This is a genomic window from Escherichia sp. E2586, from assembly GCF_005781105.1.
Lineage (GTDB): Bacteria > Pseudomonadota > Gammaproteobacteria > Enterobacterales > Enterobacteriaceae > Escherichia.
This window is the reverse complement of the sequence record NZ_VATN01000022.1, coordinates 1-22,803: the sequence shown is the minus strand read 5'-3', so window position 1 is coordinate 22,803 and position 22,803 is coordinate 1. Positions and strand designations below refer to the sequence as shown.

The 22,803-nt window shown below is 52.1% G+C and carries 20 protein-coding genes; 8 read left to right on the top strand and 12 right to left on the bottom strand.

Annotated features, from left to right (window positions below; genetic code table 11):
- Positions 1-9 precede the first annotated feature (9 nt).
- Complete coding sequence (locus FEK50_RS19385) at positions 10-1,044, bottom strand: LacI family DNA-binding transcriptional regulator (RefSeq protein ID WP_130205808.1); 1,035 nt, start codon at positions 1,042-1,044, stop codon at positions 10-12.
- Positions 1,045-1,299: 255 nt separating this feature from the next.
- On the opposite strand from FEK50_RS19385, the gene FEK50_RS19380 reads away from it, so the two are divergent.
- From FEK50_RS19380 to FEK50_RS19360, 5 genes are all read left to right on the top strand, one after another.
- Complete coding sequence (locus tag FEK50_RS19380; protein ID WP_130259471.1) at positions 1,300-2,871, top strand: CoA-transferase; 1,572 nt, start codon at positions 1,300-1,302, stop codon at positions 2,869-2,871.
- Positions 2,864-3,643, top strand: coding sequence for an enoyl-CoA hydratase/isomerase family protein (locus FEK50_RS19375; protein WP_131161380.1), 780 nt, complete (start codon positions 2,864-2,866; stop codon positions 3,641-3,643). The genes FEK50_RS19380 and FEK50_RS19375 overlap by 8 nt, the downstream gene beginning before the upstream one ends.
- A 77-nt stretch (positions 3,644-3,720) precedes the next feature.
- Positions 3,721-4,950 (top strand): Nramp family divalent metal transporter, encoded by a 1,230-nt coding sequence (locus FEK50_RS19370; RefSeq protein ID WP_165383160.1) that lies wholly within the window; start codon positions 3,721-3,723, stop codon positions 4,948-4,950.
- Between the two features lie 10 nt (positions 4,951-4,960).
- The gene (locus FEK50_RS19365; protein ID WP_131161381.1) at positions 4,961-6,997 is read left to right on the top strand and encodes an FAD-binding protein; all 2,037 of its coding nucleotides are present in this window, start codon (positions 4,961-4,963) and stop codon (positions 6,995-6,997) included.
- 105 nt (positions 6,998-7,102) lie between these two features.
- Positions 7,103-8,086, top strand: coding sequence for a quinone oxidoreductase (locus FEK50_RS19360; protein ID WP_130259467.1), 984 nt, complete (start codon positions 7,103-7,105; stop codon positions 8,084-8,086).
- A 163-nt stretch (positions 8,087-8,249) separates the two neighbouring features.
- On the opposite strand, the gene pspG is transcribed toward FEK50_RS19360, so the two are convergent.
- Both pspG and dusA read right to left on the bottom strand, forming a co-directional pair.
- Positions 8,250-8,492 (bottom strand): envelope stress response protein PspG, encoded by a 243-nt coding sequence (pspG, locus tag FEK50_RS19355; protein ID WP_000891404.1) that lies wholly within the window; start codon positions 8,490-8,492, stop codon positions 8,250-8,252.
- A 133-nt stretch (positions 8,493-8,625) separates the two neighbouring features.
- Positions 8,626-9,621, bottom strand: coding sequence for a tRNA dihydrouridine(20/20a) synthase DusA (dusA, locus tag FEK50_RS19350; protein WP_135524432.1), 996 nt, complete (start codon positions 9,619-9,621; stop codon positions 8,626-8,628).
- A 155-nt stretch (positions 9,622-9,776) separates the two neighbouring features.
- Here dusA and zur point away from each other — a divergent pair, with 155 nt between their 5' ends.
- Positions 9,777-10,292: a zinc uptake transcriptional repressor Zur gene (zur, locus tag FEK50_RS19345; RefSeq protein ID WP_130205794.1), complete on the top strand. Its 516-nt coding sequence runs from the start codon at positions 9,777-9,779 to the stop codon at positions 10,290-10,292.
- Positions 10,293-10,333: 41 nt separating this feature from the next.
- Here zur and FEK50_RS19340 read toward each other — a convergent pair whose 3' ends face one another.
- The 4 genes from FEK50_RS19340 to dgkA form a co-directional block, all read right to left on the bottom strand.
- Entirely contained in the window at positions 10,334-10,543 is a 210-nt protein-coding gene (locus FEK50_RS19340; RefSeq protein WP_001030602.1) for a CsbD family protein, read from the bottom strand.
- Between the two features lie 115 nt (positions 10,544-10,658).
- Positions 10,659-11,984 (bottom strand): MATE family efflux transporter DinF, encoded by a 1,326-nt coding sequence (gene dinF, locus FEK50_RS19335; RefSeq protein WP_130205792.1) that lies wholly within the window; start codon positions 11,982-11,984, stop codon positions 10,659-10,661.
- A gap of 72 nt (positions 11,985-12,056) precedes the next feature.
- On the bottom strand, positions 12,057-12,665 hold the full coding sequence (gene lexA, locus FEK50_RS19330) for a transcriptional repressor LexA (RefSeq protein WP_064525560.1): 609 nt from the start codon (positions 12,663-12,665) through the stop codon (positions 12,057-12,059).
- A gap of 109 nt (positions 12,666-12,774) precedes the next feature.
- Positions 12,775-13,143, bottom strand: a complete 369-nt coding sequence (gene dgkA / locus FEK50_RS19325) for a diacylglycerol kinase (protein WP_000002907.1) — start codon at positions 13,141-13,143, stop codon at positions 12,775-12,777.
- Between the two features lie 170 nt (positions 13,144-13,313).
- On the opposite strand from dgkA, the gene plsB reads away from it, so the two are divergent.
- Positions 13,314-15,737, top strand: a complete 2,424-nt coding sequence (gene plsB / locus FEK50_RS19320) for a glycerol-3-phosphate 1-O-acyltransferase PlsB (RefSeq protein ID WP_130206092.1) — start codon at positions 13,314-13,316, stop codon at positions 15,735-15,737.
- 154 nt (positions 15,738-15,891) lie between these two features.
- On the opposite strand, the gene ubiA is transcribed toward plsB, so the two are convergent.
- The 5 genes from ubiA to malK form a co-directional block, all read right to left on the bottom strand.
- Entirely contained in the window at positions 15,892-16,764 is an 873-nt protein-coding gene (gene ubiA / locus FEK50_RS19315; RefSeq protein ID WP_130205787.1) for a 4-hydroxybenzoate octaprenyltransferase, read from the bottom strand.
- A 12-nt stretch (positions 16,765-16,776) separates the two neighbouring features.
- On the bottom strand, positions 16,777-17,274 hold the full coding sequence (gene ubiC / locus FEK50_RS19310; RefSeq protein WP_064525550.1) for a chorismate lyase: 498 nt from the start codon (positions 17,272-17,274) through the stop codon (positions 16,777-16,779).
- Positions 17,275-17,452: 178 nt separating this feature from the next.
- Positions 17,453-18,373, bottom strand: a complete 921-nt coding sequence (malM, locus tag FEK50_RS19305; protein WP_131162418.1) for a maltose operon protein MalM — start codon at positions 18,371-18,373, stop codon at positions 17,453-17,455.
- Between the two features lie 241 nt (positions 18,374-18,614).
- Positions 18,615-19,955: a maltoporin LamB gene (gene lamB, locus FEK50_RS19300; RefSeq protein ID WP_130205783.1), complete on the bottom strand. Its 1,341-nt coding sequence runs from the start codon at positions 19,953-19,955 to the stop codon at positions 18,615-18,617.
- A gap of 71 nt (positions 19,956-20,026) precedes the next feature.
- Complete coding sequence (gene malK / locus FEK50_RS19295; RefSeq protein WP_130205781.1) at positions 20,027-21,142, bottom strand: maltose/maltodextrin ABC transporter ATP-binding protein MalK; 1,116 nt, start codon at positions 21,140-21,142, stop codon at positions 20,027-20,029.
- 364 nt (positions 21,143-21,506) lie between these two features.
- Between malK and malE the strand changes: the two genes are divergently transcribed.
- On the top strand, positions 21,507-22,697 hold the full coding sequence (gene malE, locus FEK50_RS19290) for a maltose/maltodextrin ABC transporter substrate-binding protein MalE (RefSeq protein ID WP_131162419.1): 1,191 nt from the start codon (positions 21,507-21,509) through the stop codon (positions 22,695-22,697).
- Positions 22,698-22,803 lie beyond the last annotated feature (106 nt).

The window sequence follows — 22,803 nt, the reverse complement described above, 5'->3', positions numbered from 1 at the left end:
CTACAGCATTTAACGCCCCCGTCTTCCGGTAGAAGCGCGAATTTGCAGGGTTGGGCGATAGACGTAATGGCTGAGCGGTGCGTCTGGCTGCGCAATACGCCGTAAAATTTGCTGCGCCGCCTGTTTCCCCAGAGCCAATGGTTCTACCGCAATTGTGGTTAACGGCGGGTTACTGTAAGCACAAGCCGCCACGCCATCATTACCAATCAACGAAATATCTTCCCCGGCAAATAATCCTCTTTCGCCCAGTGCCGACTCCGCGCCAAAAGCCATTAAATCGTTATAACAAATCACCGCTGTGGGTGGCGAAGGCATATCCAACAGTTGTTGCATCAACTGGTAACCGTTGGCCTGAGTCGGTTCAGCGCGAAGCGAAAAAGCATCAGTGCTCCACGGCTGTAAATCATGATGGTTCATCGCCTCCAGGTATCCCTGATAACGCATATGGTGCGTAAGTCCCCCAATAAACACGATGTCTCTGTGCCCTTGTTGAATGAGATATTCCGTAGCTTCCCGGACGCCTGCGTGGCTGTCCACGCCAACGTAATCGACGGGCAATTGTTGCCAGTCCAGAGGGCGCATTGTGATTAATAAGGGTGTGGAACTGTTGGCATAACGCTGTAAATCGGCTTCTGAGGTGCTGTTTACTGGACAGAGGACAATGCCCGCGACGTGGTGTTCCAGCAAGGTATCAAGTACCTGTTTTTGCCGATCGCTACGCTGGGAGGTATTGGACATTACGGTGATAAAACCGTGCTCCGCCAGCGTGATCTCAAGGCCCATTGTAAATTCAGCGAAAAAAGGGTTGGTCAAATCATCAATCACCACGCCGATAGTCAGCGATTTTTGCGAACGCAGATTGGCAGCAAAACGGTTATAGACATAGCCTAATTGCTCAATGGCTTGCTGGACTTTTTGTTGCGTCTCTTTTTTGATAAGCGGACTGTCGTTGAGTACCAGCGACACGGTCGATTTCGAAACGCCAGCCGCACGTGCAACATCGGTTAATGTTACCCGCTTTCTTCCTGTATCCGACTTCGCCATGACTACTCCAAACCCCCATAAGATCAAGGCATTTACTTTATCATAATCTCCTTTTACTCATGCGATCCGTTAACGCCATGGATCGCAGGAGATCGTCGTTTCGATCACAGATTCATACTTCCCTTGTTGTATTTTTTGCACACCAATCGTACAAATTACGCATAAATTAGATCGTTCCAATTAATTTATAATCACTATTATGTTGTTTTACATTGATATTTTTAATTATTTTTATATCGAAATAAGGAAATTATTATGTGCTCTGTACGCACGATCACTGCATCGGAAGCTGCAGATTTGATTGCTGATGGCGCAGTTGTCACCGTCTCCTCCTCCAGTGGAATGGGGTGTCCTGATGCCGTGCTGGCAGCAATAGGTGAACGCTTTCAACATGCCGGACATCCGCAAAACATCACCAGCATCCACCCTATCGCCGCAGGTGATATGTATGGCGTAAAAGGCATCGATCATCTGGCGCAATCGGGTTTACTGGCAAAAGTGATCGCTGGCTCCTACCCCTCCGGGCCATCATCAATGACGCCTCCGTTAATCTGGCAAATGATCAATGACAACGCGATCCCCGCCTGGAATCTGCCTTCCGGGATCTTATTTGATATGCACCGGGAAGCGGCGGCTCATCGTCCTGGCGTGCTGACACAAACAGGCATGGATACCTATGTGGATCCCCTGTTGCAGGGCGGCGCAATGAATGAAAAAGCGGCGCAACAATCTCTGGTTGAACGTGTTCGATTTGCTAACGACGACTGGCTGTTTTTCCCCAGCATCGTGCCCCAGGTAGCGATCATTCGCGCTACCACTGCCGATGAACGCGGCAACCTGACTTATGAACATGAAGGGGCTTATCTTGGGCCACTGGAACAGGCCACAGCTGTTCGCAATAACGGTGGCATCGTAATTGCGCAGGTAAAACGGCAGGTTGCCGCCGGAAGTCTGAAACCAAAAGAGGTGCGTATTCCGGGTGTACTGGTGGATTACATCGTGATTGAGCCGGAACAAACACAAACCACGCAAACACAATACGAACCTGCCATTTCCGGCGAAATCAGTCGTCCGCTGTCCGCCTTTCGTTATATGGAACATGGCCCGGCGCGGGTTATTGCCCAGCGAGTCGCGCAAGAACTACAAAGTGGAGATGCGGTAAATATTGGCTTTGGTATTTCTGCCAATGTACCGCGTATTTTACTGGAACAAGGTCGCCACGGTGATGTCACCTGGCTGCTGGAACAGGGCGCAATTGGCGGAGTTCCACTACTGGAATTTCAATTCGGCTGCGCCTCTAATGCAGAAGCATTTTTGCCCTCTCCCCAGCAGTTCACCTATTTCCAGGGCGGGGGTTTTGATCTCACTCTGATGTCATTTTTACAAATCGGCGCAGATGGCTCAGTAAACGTCTCGCATCTGCCTGCCCGTCCACATGTCACTGCCGGATGCGGTGGGTTTATTGATATCACTTCACATGCGAAGCGAATTATTTTCTCTGGCTTTTTCAATGCTGGTGCCCAGCTGCAACTGGATGATGGTCAGCTGCGTATCATTAAAGAAGGCAAAGCCAAAAAGCTGGTGCAAGAAGTCGCCCACGTGACGTTCTCCGGCAAACGCGCAATAAGACTCGGGCAGCAAGTGCAGTACATCACTGAACGCTGCGTTCTGGAATTAACACCAGACGGGCTACTGGTCACAGAAATTGCCCCTGGTATTGATCCTGAACGCGACATTCTCGCCCAAAGCGATGCCCCACTCCGTCTGGCAGACGATCTCAAGCTAATGAATCCCCACTATTTTCAACAAGGACGTCACCATGAATAACGGCACTATTGACCTCCAGCGCAACGGTTTCATTGCCACTCTGGTGATTAATCGTCCGGCGAAACTCAACGCATTAACCCCGGAGATGCTTGAACAGCTGCTGACACATTGCCACACGCTGGAAACGGATTCGGAGATCCGCGTGGTTCTGCTGACCAGCGCCAGTGAAAAAGCGTTTTGTGTCGGTGCGGATATTCATCGCTGGACCTCTCTTTCTGCACTTGATATGTGGCGCAACTGGATCCGCCGCGGTCATCAGGCATTTGACGCTCTGGCACAACTGCCACAACCCGTAATCGCCCTGGTGCACGGACTGGCTTATGGCGGTGGTCTGGAACTGGCTGCTACCGCCGATATCCGTATTTGTAGCGCCGAGGCTCGGATGGCGCTACCAGAAACCGGACTGGCGACAGTGCCTGGCTGGTCAGGAACGCAGCGGCTGACGGCACTACTTGGGCGTTCACTGGTGAAAAAACTGGTATTTACCGGCGAACCACTAGATGCACAGCGTGCGCTGTCCTGCGGGCTGGTGAATCGTGTTGTCACCAGGGAAGCGTTACACGACGCAGGCCTGCAACTGGCACAACGTATCGCCCAACGTGCTCCGGTTGCTGTGCAGATCGCCAAGCAAGTTATCGATGCCGGAGAAGGTATTGCCGTTGCCTCGACGCTTGAAGCGCTTGCTGGCGCTTTTTCCGCCACTACTGAAGATGCTCGTGAAGGAAGTCAGGCATTCGCCGAGAAGCGTCTCCCGCACTTTCAGGCGCGCTGAAAGCCTCTTACAAGGAAAGAAAGATAATGAATATGACAACCTCTGTTCCCCAAACGCCTTCTTTATTCCGGCGAATAATGACAAAACTTGCGGCCTTTGCGCCTGGCATCTTTCTTATTGGCTACAGCATTGGGACAGGCAGTATCACCACTATGGCGAAAGCGGGTGCAAACTATGGCGTCTCGCTGATGTGGGCCGTGGCGCTTTCTTGCATTGTTACCTGGTTTTTAATCCGTATTTATGGTCGTTATGCTTCCGTCACAGGTGAACGCGCGTTGACTGCATTTCGTCGCCATATCCATCCTGGCGTTGCTATGTTGTTTCTGATCGGGTTAACCGTTGCCGTCAGTGGTTCCATTATGGGGGTAATGGGCATTCTGGCGGATGTAATGGCAACATGGTCCACGACCTGGTTTAGTGGCGGTATCTCAGCACTCGCCTGGGCTATCGCGATGGTCATTATGATTAACGTGATGCTCTGGACCAACAGCAACGCCGGGTTCGACAAAATCCTCTCCGCGCTGGTTGGCATTATGGGGCTGGCGTTTGTGATTAATTTTTTCATTATGATGCCGCCGGTCGCAGATCTGCTGGCCGGATTTATTCCGTCTGTTCCCGATCCTGTCGCTGGCGATAACAGTACGCCATTTCTGATAATTTCTGGCATGGTGGGTACCACCGTAGCGCCAGCAATGTTTCTTATGCGCACGACTCTGGTAAAAAGTAATGGTTGGGGTGTGGACAATCTGCCTCATCAAAATCGTGATGCCATTGTCAGTGCAGGAATGATGTTCATCATCAGTGCGGCGGTGATGGCTGCGGCTGCGGGTACGTTGTATCAAACTGGCACAGGTTTAAATAACGCCTCGCAAATGGTCATTATTCTCGAACCTATTGCTGGCTCGGCTGCCGTGGGACTATTTGTTATCGGTATTGTTGCTGCCGGGCTTTCCAGTCAGTTCCCGAATTTACTGTTAACGCCCTGGCTGCTGGCTGACTGGCGTGATACCAGCAACGAAGTTAGCCCAGGTTACCGTATCCTGATGACGGTTATGTCTCTGCTTTGTCTGGTTGTGCCGCTGTTCCACGCACGCCCGGTATTGGTGATGATTGCCAGCCAGGCCTTTAACGCCATTATTCTGCCGCTGACTGTTTTATGTATGTTCTGGCTGGCGAACAAGCCTTCGTTAATGGGCGAATATCGTTGCTCACGCTGGGAAAACGTCATGTTTGTTGCCATAAGCGCATTTACGCTAATCATGGGCTATATGGCAATGAGCGGCTTAATCGAAAGTCTGATGAAATAGGTGGGACGCAATGATTGACGAAACGCTAACGGCGCTCACTGATATCAAAATGCCCCATTACTCACCGCTGGCTCAAGCCAGCGGTAGTATCGACCTTAACGGCGCCATTTTACCTGAGTACTGCTGCAACACGCTGGTGCTAGGCAGTGGTGCTGCCGGATGGCGAGCTGCCGTCGAGCTGAAACGGCAAAATATCGATGTCATGGTCGCTTCCAGCAAAGTTTTCTGGGGCACTTCCGCCTGTTCTGGTTCTGATAAACAAACTCTCCACACCGCCAATACCCGTGCAAATGGTGACCATTTTCTGGCATTAAGTGACACTCTGGCGGCGGGCGGTTCGATGGATCATGACACTGCCTATGTTGAAGCCGTCGGCTCAGTGAACACCTGTGAAGTACTGAAATATCTGGGTCTGGATCTGCCAGAAGATCTCTTTGGCGCAACGTTGCGTTATCAAACCGATCACGATGAGTTCGGTCGCGCCACCAGTTGCGGCCCACGAACTTCTCGCCTGATGGTTAAAGTTCTGGCTCTGGAGGCAATGCGCCTTAATATTCCTCTGCGCGATCACACAACGGCGATTCGTATCCTGACCCGCGGTGAAGGAGAAAACAGACGAGTCGTAGGGGTGATCGCTATCGATAAAGCCTGTCGGGATAATCCCTGGCGAATGATAGTGATTCGCTGCCAACATCTGGTTTTAGCCACGGGCGGGCCAGGTGAACTTTATCGTGACAGTGTCTATCCGGTGAACTGTTTTAGTGCGTTGGGCATGGCGTTGGAAGCAGGTATAAGCCTGGTGAATCTTACGGAGAGTCAGTTTGGTATCGGTACACCGCGCAGCCAATTTCCGTGGAATCTTTCCGGTACTTACATGCAAGCGATGCCGCGCATCTACTCGCAGGACCACTCCGGACGTCAGTATAATTTTCTGGCAGCTTATTACCCCACGACTCGTATGCTGGCCTCCGCGATATTTCGCAAAGGTTACCAGTGGCCGTTTCACGCGGAACGAATGCTGGAATATGGCTCCAGCCTGCTGGATGTCGCGGTGTATGAGGAGACACAAAAAGGGCGCGATGTTTTCCTCGATTTTCTGCGGGAACCCGAACCCGCAGCGGACGGAACGCCATTCAACCTGCGGGAACTGGATGATGATGTCATCGACTATCTGCAACAAAATCACGCCCTGCTGGCGCAACCGCTGGCGCGATTAACACAGATGAATCCTCTGGCTATTCGTTTGTATCAGATGCATGGTCATGATCTCACAGCCTCACCGCTAAAATTTACGCTAAACAATCAACATCTTAATGGCGGAATTGATGTTGATATTTGGGGGCGTACATCGCTAACTGGTTGTTATGCTGCCGGAGAAAATGCCGGAACACATGGTGTGACGCGTCCTGGTGGGTCGGCGCTCAATGCCGGGCAAGTTTTCGCCCGCCGCTGTGCATTGCATATTGCTCATCAGAAAAGTCAGGACCTCCCTCTCGAGAGGCAACAAATTCTCAGCACGATTAATGAGGCGCAACAGTTCCTGAATCAGGGGCTGCTGCGCGACGACGTGCGAGAAACGATACAAAATACCATGAGCCACCATGCTGCAATTTTGTGTCATACGCAGGGGATCAACACTGCCGCGCAAACCATAGCAACACTTTGTGAAGATATTCGCCGGGAAGGCATTCAAAGCGATGAAAACAGCCTCGCCCAATCTTTCCAGTGGCGGCAAAGTGCGCAACTGGCACTGGCTGTACTGCGCTCTTTACAATGCTATATCGAAAATGGTGGCGGGAGCCGTGGCGCCAGGGCTGTCTATGATGGCGAAGCCGGTATCGCACCGCAAACGCCAGGTGGGCCACTCCTGACCTGGCGTTTTCGACCAGAAAATCAGGATGCCCGGCAATACATGATTTGTGTTTGTCTGGAAGCTAATGATTGCCATGCCTGGATTCGCTTGTGCCGTGAGCGGGGCGTATCAACGCTAACCACCTTTGAGCGCCAGTGGCAAAACTGGATTGCGGCGACGCTGTTTCAATACTGACCAGAGATATTCCGGGTTGTGACCACAGCCCGGAAAAAATCCCCGCGCGGCCCGGCGACTACTGTTAGGCTTAAAACAGATATGTCGCTCAGTAAAGGAGTTTAAATGGCAACACGCATCGAATTTCACAAGCACGGTGGCCCGGAAGTTCTGCAAGCCGTGGAGTTCACGCCTGTCGATCCGGCAGAGAATGAAATCCAGGTCGAAAATAAAGCCATTGGCATTAATTTTATCGACACGTATATCCGCAGCGGCCTTTATCCGCCGCCATCGCTGCCCAGTGGATTAGGCACAGAAGCGGCTGGCATCGTGAGCAAAGTCGGTAGCGGCGTGAAGCATATTAAAGCAGGCGATCGCGTGGTTTATGCACAGTCAACGTTAGGGGCTTACAGCTCTGTGCATAACGTCAATGCCGATAAAGCCGCAATTCTTCCCGCGGCGATCTCTTTTGAGCAAGCCGCCGCATCATTCCTGAAAGGCTTAACGGTTTATTATCTGCTACGCAAAACGTATGAAATCAAACCTGACGAACAGTTCCTGTTCCATGCGGCTGCTGGCGGCGTGGGCTTAATTGCCTGTCAGTGGGCAAAAGCCTTAGGGGCAAAACTTATCGGCACCGTGGGAACGGCGCAAAAAGCGCAAAGCGCCTTAAAAGCCGGGGCATGGCAGGTCATTAACTATCGCGAAGAGAATCTGGTCGAGCGGTTAAAAGAGATTACCGACGGCAAGAAAGTGCGCGTAGTGTACGATTCCGTGGGCAGAGATACCTGGGAACGCTCGCTGGATTGCCTGCAACGTCGCGGTTTAATGGTCAGTTTTGGCAACTCATCAGGCGCGGTGACGGGTGTGAACTTAGGCATTCTCAATCAGAAAGGCTCGCTGTATGTGACACGCCCTTCCCTGCAAGGCTATATCACCACGCGGGAAGAGTTAACTGAAGCCAGTAATGAACTGTTTTCTTTGATTGCCAGCGGCGTAATTAAAGTGGATGTCGCAGAACATCAGAAGTACCCGCTGAAGGATGCGCGGCGTGCGCATGAGATTCTGGAAAGCCGGGCGACGCAGGGTTCCAGCTTACTGATTCCATAAAGAAATTGGGCTTCCACCTGGGAAGCCCTTTCTTTTATAGTTCGGCTGTATGTAGGGTACAGCTCGATGAATTTGTTTGACGCGCAATAGTGACAGATTTGATTATCAATTCCTATTTTGTTCTAAGGATAAAACCCGAGGTTGTGATCATCCGCACAATCCCTTAGTAACGCCAGCGGTCATAACGCTGATATTTAGGCACTTTTGGCGCTTTAATCGCCTTGATCACCCACACTACCGCAATCGCCAACAGCAGCCACGGCAGCAACTTAATCATCAATGCCAGCATCCCACCGAGGAACATAATGGCCGTCGCCACAACCAGCGCAGCGATAATGCCCAGCAATGAAACGCCGGTGACCATCAACATGACAAAAAAGCCAATCACAAAAAGTAGTTCCAGCATGATGTTCTCCCAAAAATGAAATCTCTTGCTTGTTTTACAAGAATCATGCCAGAAATAACATATTGATTTATCAACAAAACGCCCCGCGTCGAAGCGCAGGACGTGGTGAATTTGACTACTTTGTGGTGAAAAATTAACGCTTATCCGCTACCAGTTTGAGCGCATGTTCCAGCACGTTAATGTCAGCGCCCGCTTTATGGGCATTTTCACTTAAATACCGCCGCCACTGCCGCGCACCAGGAATCCCCTGGAACAGCCCCAGCATATGCCGGGTGATATGACCGAGATACGTCCCCTGGCTGAGTTCACGCTCAATGTACGGATACATAGCGCGTACCACCGCCACCGGATCGGCATCGGTATCCGAGGAACCAAATATCTCTCGATCCACCGCCGCCAGAATGCCTGGGTTTTGATACGCTTCACGCCCGACCATCACGCCATCCATATGTTGCAGGTGTGCTTTAGCCTCTTCCAGTGACTTGATGCCGCCGTTAATCGACATAGTCAGATGCGGGAAATCACGCTTCAGTTGATAGACACGCGGGTAATCGAGCGGCGGGATCTCACGGTTTTCTTTCGGACTTAAACCAGAAAGCCAGGCTTTGCGCGCATGGATAATAAACATCTCGCATTCGCCTTTGCCGGAAACAGTGTCGATAAAATCACAGAGAAATTCATAGCTGTCCTGGTCGTCAATGCCAATACGCGTTTTCACCGTCACTGGAATCGACACAACATCGCGCATCGCTTTTACGCAGTCAGCCACCAGTTGCGCATTCCCCATCAGGCACGCGCCAAACATGCCGTTCTGTACCCGGTCTGACGGGCAGCCGACATTCAGGTTGATCTCATCATATCCGCGCGCTTCTGCCAGCTTTGCACACTGCGCCAGCGCCGCCGGATCGCTACCGCCCAACTGCAACGCCACCGGATGCTCTTCTTCACTGTATGCCAGGTAATCACCTTTACCGTGAATAATCGCCCCTGTGGTCACCATTTCGGTATAGAGCAGCGTATTACGGGAGAGCAGACGCAGGAAATAACGGCAGTGTCTGTCCGTCCAGTCGAGCATAGGAGCAATAGAGAAACGGTATACGGGATAAGCGGTTTGTGATTCTGCTGACATGGCGATTTTTTAAGCATCTGGTGAATTGGGGGCGCTACTATAGCATAACGAATATGCGATCAGGCAATGTGGCAGCTTCGATGCCCGGTTGTCGGCGTTTAAGTGAGAATTATGGTAAAGTAAGGACATTCTTAACCCCACTTTCGAGGTGTACAATGGAAAAGACCACAACGCAGGAGTTATTGGCGCAGGCTGAAAAACTCTGCGCGCAGCGTAATGTGCGCCTGACACCGCAACGTCTCGAAGTGCTGCGCCTGATGAGCCTGCAAGAAGGGGCTATCAGCGCCTACGATCTACTTGATTTGCTGCGCGAAGCCGAGCCGCAAGCCAAGCCGCCGACGGTTTATCGCGCGCTCGATTTTCTGCTTGAACAAGGTTTTGTGCATAAGGTGGAATCCACCAACAGTTATGTGCTCTGTCATCTGTTCGATCAGCCTACGCATACTTCAGCCATGTTTATTTGCGATCGCTGCGGCGCAGTGAAAGAAGAGTGTGCAGAAGGCGTGGAAGACATTATGCATACGCTGGCGGCAAAAATGGGTTTTGCCCTGCGGCATAATGTGATTGAAGCACATGGTCTCTGTGCGGCATGTGTGGAAGTTGAAGCGTGTCGTCATCCTGAACAGTGCCAGCATGATCACTCTGTGCAGGTTAAAAAGAAACCGCGTTAAGAGGGCGTACATCCTTGTACACGTCGGGCAGGAGGGATTAATTACCAACGGTAATCATGGCGTTTTTCCCAGCTATCAACCTCTTTTTCTGCCTGATCTTTCTGGTAACCGTAACGTTCCTGGATTTTACCCACTAACTGGTCACGCTTACCTTCAATGACCGTCATGTCATCATCGGTCAGTTTGCCCCATTGCTCTTTCACTTTACCTTTGAACTGTTTCCAGTTACCGCCGACTTCGTCTTTATTCATATTCAAATCCTCATCGTTAGGTGGTGAATGAGTGTACGCTCACTTTTCTTCTGAACGTGGGATTAAGTGTAGTCAGGAATTTGGCTTAGGATTATTTATTCAGAACTTTTAACCGTCATGTTGCGGCAAACCAGGTACCGTTGCGCCAGTGACGCCGCCAGATAGCTGCCAGAGAAAGCCCGCGCAACGCCAGAAAGACGGTTAACGCCAGCCATAAACCATGGTTACCCAACCACGGCAACGTCAGTAGCGTCAAAGCGAACCCTGCTGCTGCGACTGCCATACTATTGCGCATTTCGGCAGCGCGCGTTGCGCCAATAAACATACCATCCAGCAGATAACACCAGACTCCTACCAGCGGTAAAATAACCTGCCAGATTAGGTAGCGATCGGCCAGATTCTGGATCTGCGTTAACGACGTTAGCAACGCGATGATATGTTCACCCGCCAGCAAATAAACCACCGAAAACAACAATGCCACGATCCCCGACTGGCGGCACGCTGCGCGCCAGACATCCAGTAACTGGCTACCGTCGCGCGCACCATACGCCTGACCGGAGTGGGCTTCAACCGCGTAGGCAAAACCATCCAGCGCATAGGCTGTAAAGGTGAGTAACGTCATCAGGACTGCGTTGACGGCGATAATATCGCTCCCCAGTCGCGCGCCAAGTACGGTGATCGCGCCGAAACAGAGTTGCAACAACAGCGAGCGCAGCATGATATCGCGGTTAAGCGCCAGCAAGCGACGGAAGTTTCCTCGCCAGGCAGTTTTCAGCATTTCGCCGGAGATGCCACGTAGTTTGAGGATTTTACGCACCATTAGCAGACCAATCAGCAATGTTGCATATTCCGCAATAACCGTCGCCAGCGCCGCGCCCTGCACGTTCATATGCAGCCCCATCACCAGCCAGACATCCAGCACAATGTTGAGGATATTGCCAACCACTAACAAAATCACTGGCGCGCGGGCATATTGCACGCCGAGCAACCAGCCGAGCAGCACCAGATTCGCCAGCGACGCCGGTGCGCTTAACCAGCGGATTGCAAGAAAGCGCCGCGCCTGTTCCAGAACCGCTTCGCTACCACCAACAATATGCAGCGCCAGCTCGATAATCGGCGTACGCAGTAAGGCAATCAACGCTCCGGCCCCCAGTGCCAGCAGCAACGGCTGCACCAGTGCACGCGCCAATGCCTGAGGATTTTTGGCACCATAAGCCTGTGCAGTAAGCCCGGTAGTGCTCATACGCAAAAACAGCAACAGCATAAAGAGAAAACTGGTCGCCGTTGCGCCAACCGCCACGCCGCCCAGATAAACCGGACTATCAAGATGACCAATGACCGCCGTATCAACCAGTCCCAGCAAGGGAACGGTGATATTGGAGAAAATCATGGGTAAAGCCAGATGCCAGAGTGCCTTATCAGATGAAGTGAGGAATGCCATGCAGACAAGCCTGATGAAGAGAGATTAAAAACAAACCGCGATGCCAGGCGGCATCGCGGTATCAGAGATAGATTACAGCCAGTCGCCGTTGCGAATAACACCAACCGCCAGCCCTTCAATGCTGAAGCTCTGCTGACGAAGGTCAACGACAATGGGTTTAAACTCGCTATTTTCTGGCAGAAGTTCGACTTTATTACCCTGTTTTTTCAGACGCTTAACGGTAACTTCGTCATCTATACGCGCGACAACGACCTGACCATTACGCACATCCTGGGTTTTATGCACTGCCAGCAAGTCGCCGTCCATAATGCCGATATCTTTCATCGACATCCCACTGACGCGCAGCAGGAAATCGGCATTCGGTTTGAACAGGGAAGGATCGACCTGATAATGACCTTCAATATGCTGCTGCGCCAGAAGCGGTTCACCGGCAGCCACACGGCCCACCAGCGGCAACCCTTCTTCCTCTTCCTGCAACAGACGAATCCCGCGCGATGCGCCGGAAACAATTTCAATAACGCCTTTGCGTGCCAGCGCCTTCAGATGTTCTTCTGCCGCATTTGGGGAACGGAACCCCAAACGCTGCGCGATTTCCGCACGCGTCGGCGGCATACCTGTCTGGCTGATGTGATCACGGATGAGATCAAACACCTCTTGTTGCCTGGCCGTTAACGCTTTCATTCCGCCCCCTGGGTGTATATACAGTTATGCTGTGAGTATATACAGCAAAAGGTGATTTTGGAACCATAAACTACACAATAAACCAGAGATTTATCGAATTCTGGAAGGGTTATCCAAAATGCGACCATAACAGAATGCACCAAGTAATCACGGCGACGATAATGGCGATCAGCACCGCGGCAGAGCCCATATCTTTCGCCCGCCCGGAAAGCTCATGGTATTCAGAGCCAATACGGTCAACCACCGCTTCGATGGCACTATTGAGAATTTCCACAATCATCACCAGCATGACAGAACTAATAAGCAATACTCGGGTTATTGCATCCACATCCAGCCAACAGGCAATAACAACTGCCAACAATACCGCGACACCTTCCTGACGGAATGCCGCTTCGTTGATCCATGCGGCACGTAAACCTTTCCAGGAATAGCCAGCAGCTTTGATAATTCGGGTGAATCCAGTGGTATTATTGGCCATCGAAAGAACCTTTTTACATTATGAGCGTCAATATCAGTGTACCGTTGAATCCGAAGATTACGGTTAGCGTAACGTCGCGCGAAACATGAGCGGATACCACAGAATTTCCCATGACTTTCTGCTATCCTTCCCGCGCATTTGCATTATTAACCAGAGGCTTTACATCGTTTATGTCCGGCTGGCCACGAATTTACTACAAATTACTGAATTTACCATTAAGCATCCTGGTAAAAAGCAAGTCTATTCCGGCAGATCCTGCCCCGGAACTGGGACTGGATACCTCTCGTCCAATTATGTACGTTTTACCGTACAACTCAAAAGCGGATTTGCTGACGTTGCGCGCCCAGTGCCTGGCGCACGACCTGCCTGACCCATTAGAGCCGCTGGAAATAGACGGCACGTTACTACCGCGCTATGTGTTTATTCATGGCGGGCCGCGTGTTTTCACCTATTACACACCGAAAGAAGAGTCTATTAAGCTGTTCCACGACTATCTCGATCTGCACCGCAGCAACCCAAATCTGGATGTGCAGATGGTGCCGGTATCGGTGATGTTTGGTCGTGCGCCGGGGCGCGAAAAAGGTGAAGTTAACCCGCCACTGCGCATGCTCAACGGCGTACAGAAATTTTTCGCCGTGCTATGGCTCGGTCGCGACAGTTTTGTGCGCTTCTCTCCGTCAGTTTCGCTGCGCCGTATGGCGGATGAACACGGCACGGATAAAACCATCGCCCAAAAACTGGCACGCGTGGCGCGTATGCACTTTGCCCGCCAGCGTCTGGCTGCCGTAGGGCCGCGCCTGCCAGCTCGTCAGGATCTGTTTAACAAACTGCTCGCCTCCCGCGCCATTGCCAAAGCGGTAGAAGACGAAGCGCGCAGCAAAAAAATCTCCCATGAAAAAGCGCAGCAGAATGCTATTGCACTGATGGAAGAGATTGCTGCGAACTTTTCTTACGAGATGATCCGCCTGACTGACCGTATTCTGGGCTTCACCTGGAACCGACTTTATCAGGGCATCAACGTCCATAACGCCGAGCGCGTTCGCCAGTTGGCCCACGACGGTCATGAGCTGGTGTATGTGCCTTGCCACCGCAGCCACATGGACTACCTGCTGCTTTCTTACGTGCTGTATCACCAGGGGCTGGTGCCGCCGCATATCGCCGCCGGGATCAACCTGAATTTCTGGCCTGCCGGGCCGATTTTCCGCCGTCTGGGTGCGTTCTTTATTCGCCGTACGTTTAAAGGCAATAAACTTTATTCCACGGTTTTCCGTGAGTATCTCGGCGAACTGTTCAGCCGTGGTTATTCCGTCGAGTACTTTGTGGAAGGCGGTCGTTCCCGTACAGGCCGTTTGCTGGACCCGAAAACCGGTACGCTGTCGATGACCATTCAGGCGATGCTGCGTGGCGGCACACGTCCGATTACGTTAATTCCGATCTACATCGGTTATGAGCACGTCATGGAAGTGGGTACTTACGCCAAAGAACTGCGCGGGGCAACGAAAGAGAAAGAGAGCCTGCTGCAGATGCTGCGCGGTTTAAGCAAGCTGCGTAATCTCGGTCAGGGCTATGTCAACTTCGGTGAACCAATGCCGTTGATGACCTACCTTAACCAGCACGTGCCAGACTGGCGTGAATCTATCGATCCCATCGAAGCGGTGCGTCCGGCCTGGTTAACGCCGACGGTCAATAACATTGCTGCCGATCTGATGGTACGCATTAACAACGCGGGCGCGGCTAACGCCATGAACCTGTGCTGTACTGCACTTCTGGCGTCACGTCAGCGCTCACTCACCCGCGAGCAGTTAACCGAGCAACTCAACTGCTATCTGGATTTGATGCGCAACGTGCCTTACTCCACGGACTCTACCGTTCCTTCAGCCAGTGCCAGCGAGCTTATCGATCACGCGCTGCAGATGAACAAGTTTGAAGTTGAGAAGGATACGATCGGCGACATCATCATTCTGCCGCGCGAGCAAGCAGTGCTGATGACCTACTATCGCAACAACATTGCGCATATGTTGGTGCTGCCTTCGCTGATGGCGGCAATTGTCACCCAGCATCGCCACATCTCCCGCGACGTATTGATGGAGCACGTCAATGTGCTGTATCCGATGCTGAAAGCGGAGCTGTTCCTGCGCTGGGAGCGCGACGAGTTGCCGGGCGTTATTGATGCGCTGGCGAATGAAATGCAACGCCAGGGGCTGATTACGCTGCAAGATGATGAATTGCATATCAACCCAGCGCATTCCCGCACGCTTCAGTTGCTGGCCGCAGGCGCGCGCGAAACGCTGCAACGTTATGCCATCACTTTCTGGCTGCTGAGCGCCAACCCGTCGATCAACCGCGGTACGCTGGAGAAAGAGAGCCGCACCGTGGCGCAACGTCTCTCCGTGCTTCACGGCATCAACGCGCCAGAGTTCTTCGACAAAGCAGTATTCAGTTCTCTGGTACTGACGCTGCGTGATGAAGGGTATATCAGCGACAGCGGCGACGCCGAACCGGCAGAGACGATGAAGGTCTATCAGTTGCTGGCGGAGTTGATTACGTCAGATGTACGTTTGACGATTGAGAGTGCGACGCAAAGCGAAGGGTAATCGGTGAGAGTTGCCGGATGCGGCGCAAACGCCTTATCCGGCCGGCCATAATCTGCAAATTCAATAAATTGCGATTTATTGTGTAGGCCTGATAAGCGCAGCGCATCAGGCAGCCCAGAAGAAAGCCGGATGATCATCCGGCTTTTTTACATCATCAGAAATGCCAGTAACTCATTGCCAGCCCTAAAAACAGCACCAGGCCAACATAGTTATTATTCATAAATGCTTTAAAGCAGGCTTCACGCTCGCGGTTGGCAATCAGTTTTTGTTGATAAACAAACAGAGCGCCAGCCACCAGAATTGACCAGTAATATCCCCAGCCTAAGCCATTTAACTCACCGATGATTGCCATCAGCGCCAGTACGCCAATCTGCAAAATACCGATAATCAACTTATCGTATTGGCCGAACAGGATTGCGGTGGATTTAATGCCAATCTTCACGTCATCGTCACGGTCGACCATCGCATATTGCGTGTCGTAAGCCACCGCCCACAGAATATTGGCAAGGAACATCAGCCAGCAGCTTAACGGCACTGATTCACTCACAGCGGCAAAAGCCATTGGAATCGACCAACCAAACGCCGCCCCCAGCACCACTTGCGGTAAATGGGTATACCGCTTCATAAACGGGTAAACCCACGCCAGCGCCAGTCCGGCAATCGACAACAGAATGGTCATCGTGTTCAGTGTCAATACCAGTAAGAACGAAAGCAGCACCAGCACCACAAATAGCGTTCGCGCCTCTTTCTCCGTAACCGCACCGCTGGGAAGTGGTCGGTTTGCCGTGCGCTTAACATGGCCGTCAAACTTACGGTCAGCATAGTCATTCACCACGCAACCGGCGGCGCGCATCAGCCAGACGCCTGCGACAAACACCGCCAGGATCCAGAGTTGGGGAACACCCGGTGTCGCCACCCACAGCGCCCACAACGTTGGCCAGAGCAGCAGTAACGCGCCAATTGGCTTATCCGTACGCATTAAGCGGTGAAACGCCAGCAGCTTATTTTGCGTCAGACTCCACTCCATATTTTTTTCCTCTTAGTACAACGGTGACGCCGGTAAAAATAGCTCGGTCAGCAGCAGTGGCTTACCGCTTAATCGCAGGCGGGAACGTCGCCCCCACAATCCGGCATCACGGCCTATCTCAATAAAGTCCCGGGTTAATGTCGATGATGTGAACAGATAGCGGCCTAACGGCGTTTTACCTAATTTTTGTAACGCCAGCTCGGGGCCACTTAACGTTGACACAGGAACGACGGTACGCCCGGCGAGCCAGGGTTCACCATCAGCACATAACAATATTTCTCGTAACCAGTAACGGGGCTCTTTCGGCAGCAGCGGTAATTCTTCGGGGATTTCATTCTGCTCGACAAACCCTTCGCGGATCATCGTTACGCTCACCGTTTTTCCCTGCTGTTCAAAACGTTTAGTCATGGAATCTTCCAGCAACAACCAGTCGAGCAGTTGCGGTTCCAGCGCAGGAATCTCTGCAAAATAGCGCAGCGCACGCAGTTGCGTTAACGCGGGGTGTGACATGCCGAACTCTCCGTTACATAACGTAAAGGCATTGTATCGCAGAAAAGCGATAACGGGAGATGTAAAGCATATTAAGTGATCTAATACGCAACAAAAACGCAACAATCACTGGGAGGGAGAAAAAAAGGTGCGCCCGAAGACGCACCAGTTGTTGCAAAATCAGCACTGTGGGGCGTACTTACCCCTTGCCTTTTACACTGCTGATAAAGGTGGAACGGGCAGATGTCGATCCCAGACGTTCAGCTTCATCAAGCAGTTTTAACGCCTTATCAACATCACCTTTCGCGACAGCGTTTTTGATCGCGGTATTAAAATAACTTTCCGTGTCGTTGAGCATCGGTTCGCTTTTCTTCACCGGTGCCGGAGCGGGTGCAGCCACGGCGGGTGCCGTCGTGTTACCTACCGTAACCGGAGCTGGAGCGGAAGAACCAAATAACGGCCCCACCAACACGCTGGAGCTGGAGTTGGTTTTCACTTTCAGTTTCAGCAGGCCATCAGTGGTATGACGGGCAACCGGATCTGGAATATCTGGCACCGAGTTACCAACACCTTTGGCATAGGCTTTTGCCGGGTCGAGCAGTTGCGTCGTCTGCTGGAGATCTTTTTCCGTGGTAAAGACCAGAACATACAGTTTTTGCTGCCCCAGTGCTGGTGTCAGGCGCATCACTCCTTCCAGACGATCGGCGCTCATGACGCCAGGTTCCTGGTAAGTGAAATAACTGCTGGGGAAGAAGGCAGATGGCGTCATGTTTTGATCAAGAATCAGCACGTTCGGCGCAAATACACTGGTTTGTTTGTTCACTTCGCTGGTCAGCGTAAGGGTCAGTTCGCCAATGTTTGCCGGAACGCTGTATGCCGCAACCGGGCCACTGATACCAGGAACGTTCAACCGTTGGCCGCCAGTCGCTAACTGGGTAGTCTGAGTTTTGGATTGATCGACGGGTGTCCAGGTTAATTGTTGCAGCGCAGCAGATGGAATGGCAGGCGCGTCACTGGTGTTTTGCGGTACGTAGTTGACGTCGGCGAGGCTAATTCCAGGCGCGCTCGCCAGCAACCCTGCTGATAAACAGAGGGCGATGAGACTTTTCTTCATTTTCATTGTTTTCACCTCAAAATCTGGAGTTCAGCGGTAGCCAGGCAATAGCGCGCTAAACCGATAATCAGAGGGGCTTGCGCCCCTTATAGATAATGGCAACGTGTTTTTATGCCGGATGCGGCGTGAACGCCTTATCCGGCCTACATTCGGCAGCAGTTGTAGGCCTGATAAGACGCGGCAGCGTCGCATCAGGCGTTGGTTGCCGGATGCGGCGCAAGCACCTTATCCGGCATACACATTGCTATTACCACCAGATTTCCATCTGGGCGCCGAAGGTCCACTCGTCGCTATCACCGCGACCGAAGCTACCACCTTCGAAGCTCGCCGGAACGGCTTTACCGTAGTTCGGGTTGGAAGAGGAACTACCGTTGTAGTCATAGCCCCATTTCTCATCCCACTTGGCGTAGGTTGCGAAGACACGAATAGCCGGGCGTGACCAGATGCTGTCGCCAGCCTGCCATTGTTGTGCGAGGGTAATTTTGTACTGATTGTTCTTGTCGCCAGTGCGCTGGGATTCGACGTTGTCGTAGCCGATCTCCATCAAAGTGCTCATGATTGGCGTCCACTTGTACATCGGGCGAATACCGACGGTCCACCACTTGGTGCCGTTATCGTTATCCCAGTTGATATCCTGATACATACCCACGTACATCATGTCCCAGTTGTCGCCCATCGAGATCGCACCGTGATCAAGAATACGCAGCATGTGACCGTTGTTGTTGATGTTGTAGGCAAAGTGTTCGTTATCAAACGCGACGCCAGAGCCCTGCGACAGACCTTTACCCTGCGAGGTCATCGAGTCAGTTGCGTACTGAACAACAAACTTGTTGAAGCCCTTCAGGATGCTCTGAGTATGTTCAGCAGTGAATAACCAACCGTCTTTCGATGCGCCATCAACCAGACGATAGTTATCACGCAGGTTAGCGCGACCGTAGTCGACACCCAGTTCTAACGTACCGCCTGGGTTGATTTCCATCTGCGCTAAACGCACGTCGAAGACATCGTTCGCAGTTTCGTTGGTGTAGTCATAGATATTGTTGCTGGCGAACGAGGAAGAACCACCTGCTTCAGAAGAGCGGGTTGCAGCCAGAGAGAGCTTACCGAAGCCAACATCGATGTTTTCCAGACCGGCACCAGGACCAGAAATATCCCAGTAGTAGAAGTCGATCATATGAACGTCATGACGTTGATAGAAACGCTTACCCGCCCAGATGGTGGAACCAGGCAGCCATTCAATCAGGTTTTTACCCTGCACGTTCGCTTCACGGAAGGCCGGATCAGTGGCTTCCCAGTCATTCTGTTGCGCGACGGAATAGGCCACGTTAGTGTCGAAATAGAAGCTCTTATCGCCCTCTTTCCACACTTCCTGACCCAATTTTAATTCAGCATAAGTTTCACATTCGTTGCCAAGACGGTATTTACTTTGAGCACCAGTGGTCTGGAAACACTGTTGTTCACCGCCACTCCCTGTCCAGCCGATACCGGAACGAGCGTAACCGTGGAAATCCACAGCCATTGCCTGAGCAGACATTACGCCCGCTGCGACGGCAACCGCCAGAGGAAGTTTGCGCAGAGTAATCATCATTCTATCTCCTGAGTCATTGCTTTTCTTTTTTCACATCACCTGTCACAGGTTTTGTGTCTTTTGTAGGGTGCTTAAACGCCCGGCTCCTGATGCAGTCGACGACATGCAGTGCCATCCTCACGGAACAGATGGCAACGCTCTGGCGGCAGGCCGATAGCGAATGTGGCACCTTCTTCTACCAACACCACGTCAGACTGGCGGTACACCAGGTTTTGACGAATGGAAGGGATCTGGATATGAATTTGGGTTTCGTTGCCGAGTTGCTCGACGACCTGAACTTCACCTTCAAGGATGACGTCGGCGATATCACTTGGCAGTAGATGTTCCGGGCGAATGCCCAGTGACATGTTGGCTCCGACCTGAACGTTGTGGCTTTCAACCGGAAGCCAGACTTGCTGGAGGTTTGGCATCGGCAGCTCAACCTGGACTTGATCGATTGCAACGGCGGTCACTTTTACCGGCAGGAAGTTCATTTTCGGCGAACCAATAAAACCTGCGACAAAGCGGTCTGCCGGATAGTGATACAGTTCGAGAGGTTTCCCGACCTGCGCCACGCGCCCGGCATCCAGCACCACGATTTTATCGGCCAGCGTCATCGCTTCGACCTGATCGTGGGTGACGTAAATCATCGTGCGGCCCAGACGTTTATGCAGGCGGGAGATTTCGATACGCATCTGCACACGCAGCGCAGCGTCAAGGTTGGATAGCGGTTCATCAAGTAAAAACACGCTTGGCTCTGCCACCAGCGTTCGACCAATCGCCACTCGCTGACGTTGCCCGCCGGAGAGTGCCTTCGGTTTGCGATCAAGCAAGTGCGCCAGTTGCAGTACTTCCGCCACCTGGTTAACGCGCTGGTTGATCACCTCTTTCTTCGCGCCCGCCAGTTTCAGGCCAAAGGACATGTTTTCTGCCACTGACAGATGGGGATAGAGCGCATAGGACTGGAACACCATGCCGACGCCGCGTTCTGCTGGCGGGGTATCGTTCATTCGTTTCTCACCGATGAACAGGTCGCCGCTGGTGATCGTCTCAAGACCGGCAATCATGCGCAGTAACGTTGATTTACCGCAGCCAGATGGCCCGACAAACACCACGAACTCACCTTCGTGGATCTCGAGGTTGATATCTTTCGATACCACCACATCCCCCCAGGCCTTCGTTACATTTTGCAGCTGTACGCTCGCCATGCCCTTCTCCCTTCGTTACAACCTGTCATCGACAGCAACATTCATGATGCGGTGACTATGCTTGATCGACAGATAGCTTAAATCCTCCACCCCCAGGCTTTTTTATGGGGGAGGAGGCGGGAGGATGAGAAGGTGGTGTCTGCGTACTAATCCGAAGGAAAGTAAGGAAATTCGTGATGTTGCTTGCAAAAAACATGGCGATTTTGTGTGCGCCCTCCCGCAATACTGCCGTTTCTGCGACATGGATCACACAAAACGAAGGTGGGGCGTAGGGGCAAGGAGGATGGAAAGAGGTTGCCGTATAAAGAAACTAGAGTCCGTTTAGGCGTTTTCACAAGCACTTCACCAACAAGGACCAGAGATTATGAAAATAAAAACAGGTGCACGCATCCTCGCATTATCTGTTTTAACGACGATGATGTTTTCCGCCTCGGCTCTCGCCAAAATCGAAGAAGGTAAGCTGGTAATCTGGATCAACGGCGATAAAGGCTACAACGGCCTTGCTGAAGTCGGTAAGAAATTCGAGAAAGATACCGGAATTAAAGTCACCGTTGAGCATCCGGATAAACTGGAAGAGAAATTCCCCCAAGTTGCGGCAACTGGCGATGGTCCGGACATCATCTTCTGGGCGCACGACCGCTTTGGCGGCTATGCCCAGTCTGGTCTGTTAGCTGAAATCTCTCCGGACAAAGCGCTCCAGGACAAGATTTATCCATTCACCTGGGATGCCGTGCGTTTTAACGGCAAACTCATTGCTTACCCGGTTGCCGTTGAAGCGTTATCGCTGATTTATAACAAAGATCTGCTGCCGAACCCGCCAAAAACCTGGGAAGAGATCCCGTCGCTGGATAAAGAACTGAAAGCGAAAGGTAAGAGCGCGCTGATGTTCAACCTGCAAGAACCGTACTTTACCTGGCCGCTGATTGCTGCCGACGGTGGTTATGCGTTCAAGTATGAAAACGACAAATACAACGTGAAAGACGTTGGCGTGGATAACGCTGGCGCGAAAGCGGGTCTGACCTTCCTGGTTGATCTGATTAAAAACAAACACATGAATGCGGATACTGACTACTCCATTGCAGAGGCAGCCTTTAACAAAGGTGAAACTGCGATGACCATTAATGGTCCGTGGGCATGGTCTAACATCGACACCAGCAAAGTGAACTACGGTGTGACGATGCTGCCAACCTTCAAGGGACAACCGTCCAAACCGTTCGTTGGCGTGCTGAGCGCAGGCATTAACGCGGCCAGTCCGAACAAAGAGCTGGCGAAAGAGTTCCTCGAAAACTACCTGCTGACCGACGAAGGTCTGGAAGCGGTGAATAAAGACAAACCGCTGGGTGCCGTGGCGCTGAAGTCTTACCAGGATCAGCTGGCGAAAGATCAACGCATCGCCGCCACCATGGATAACGCCAAGAACGGTGAAATCATGCCGAACATCCCGCAGATGTCCGCCTTCTGGTATGCCGTGCGTACCGCAGTAATCAACGCAGCCAGTGGTCGTCAGACCGTTGATGCCGCGCTAAAAGATGCACAGGGTCGTATCACTAAGTAATGCCTGAAATGCCGGATGCGGCGTAAACGCCTTATCCGGCCTACGAAAACTAAACGTATGTAGGCCTGATAAGACGCGTCAGCGACGCATCAGGCAGTTGTTGCCG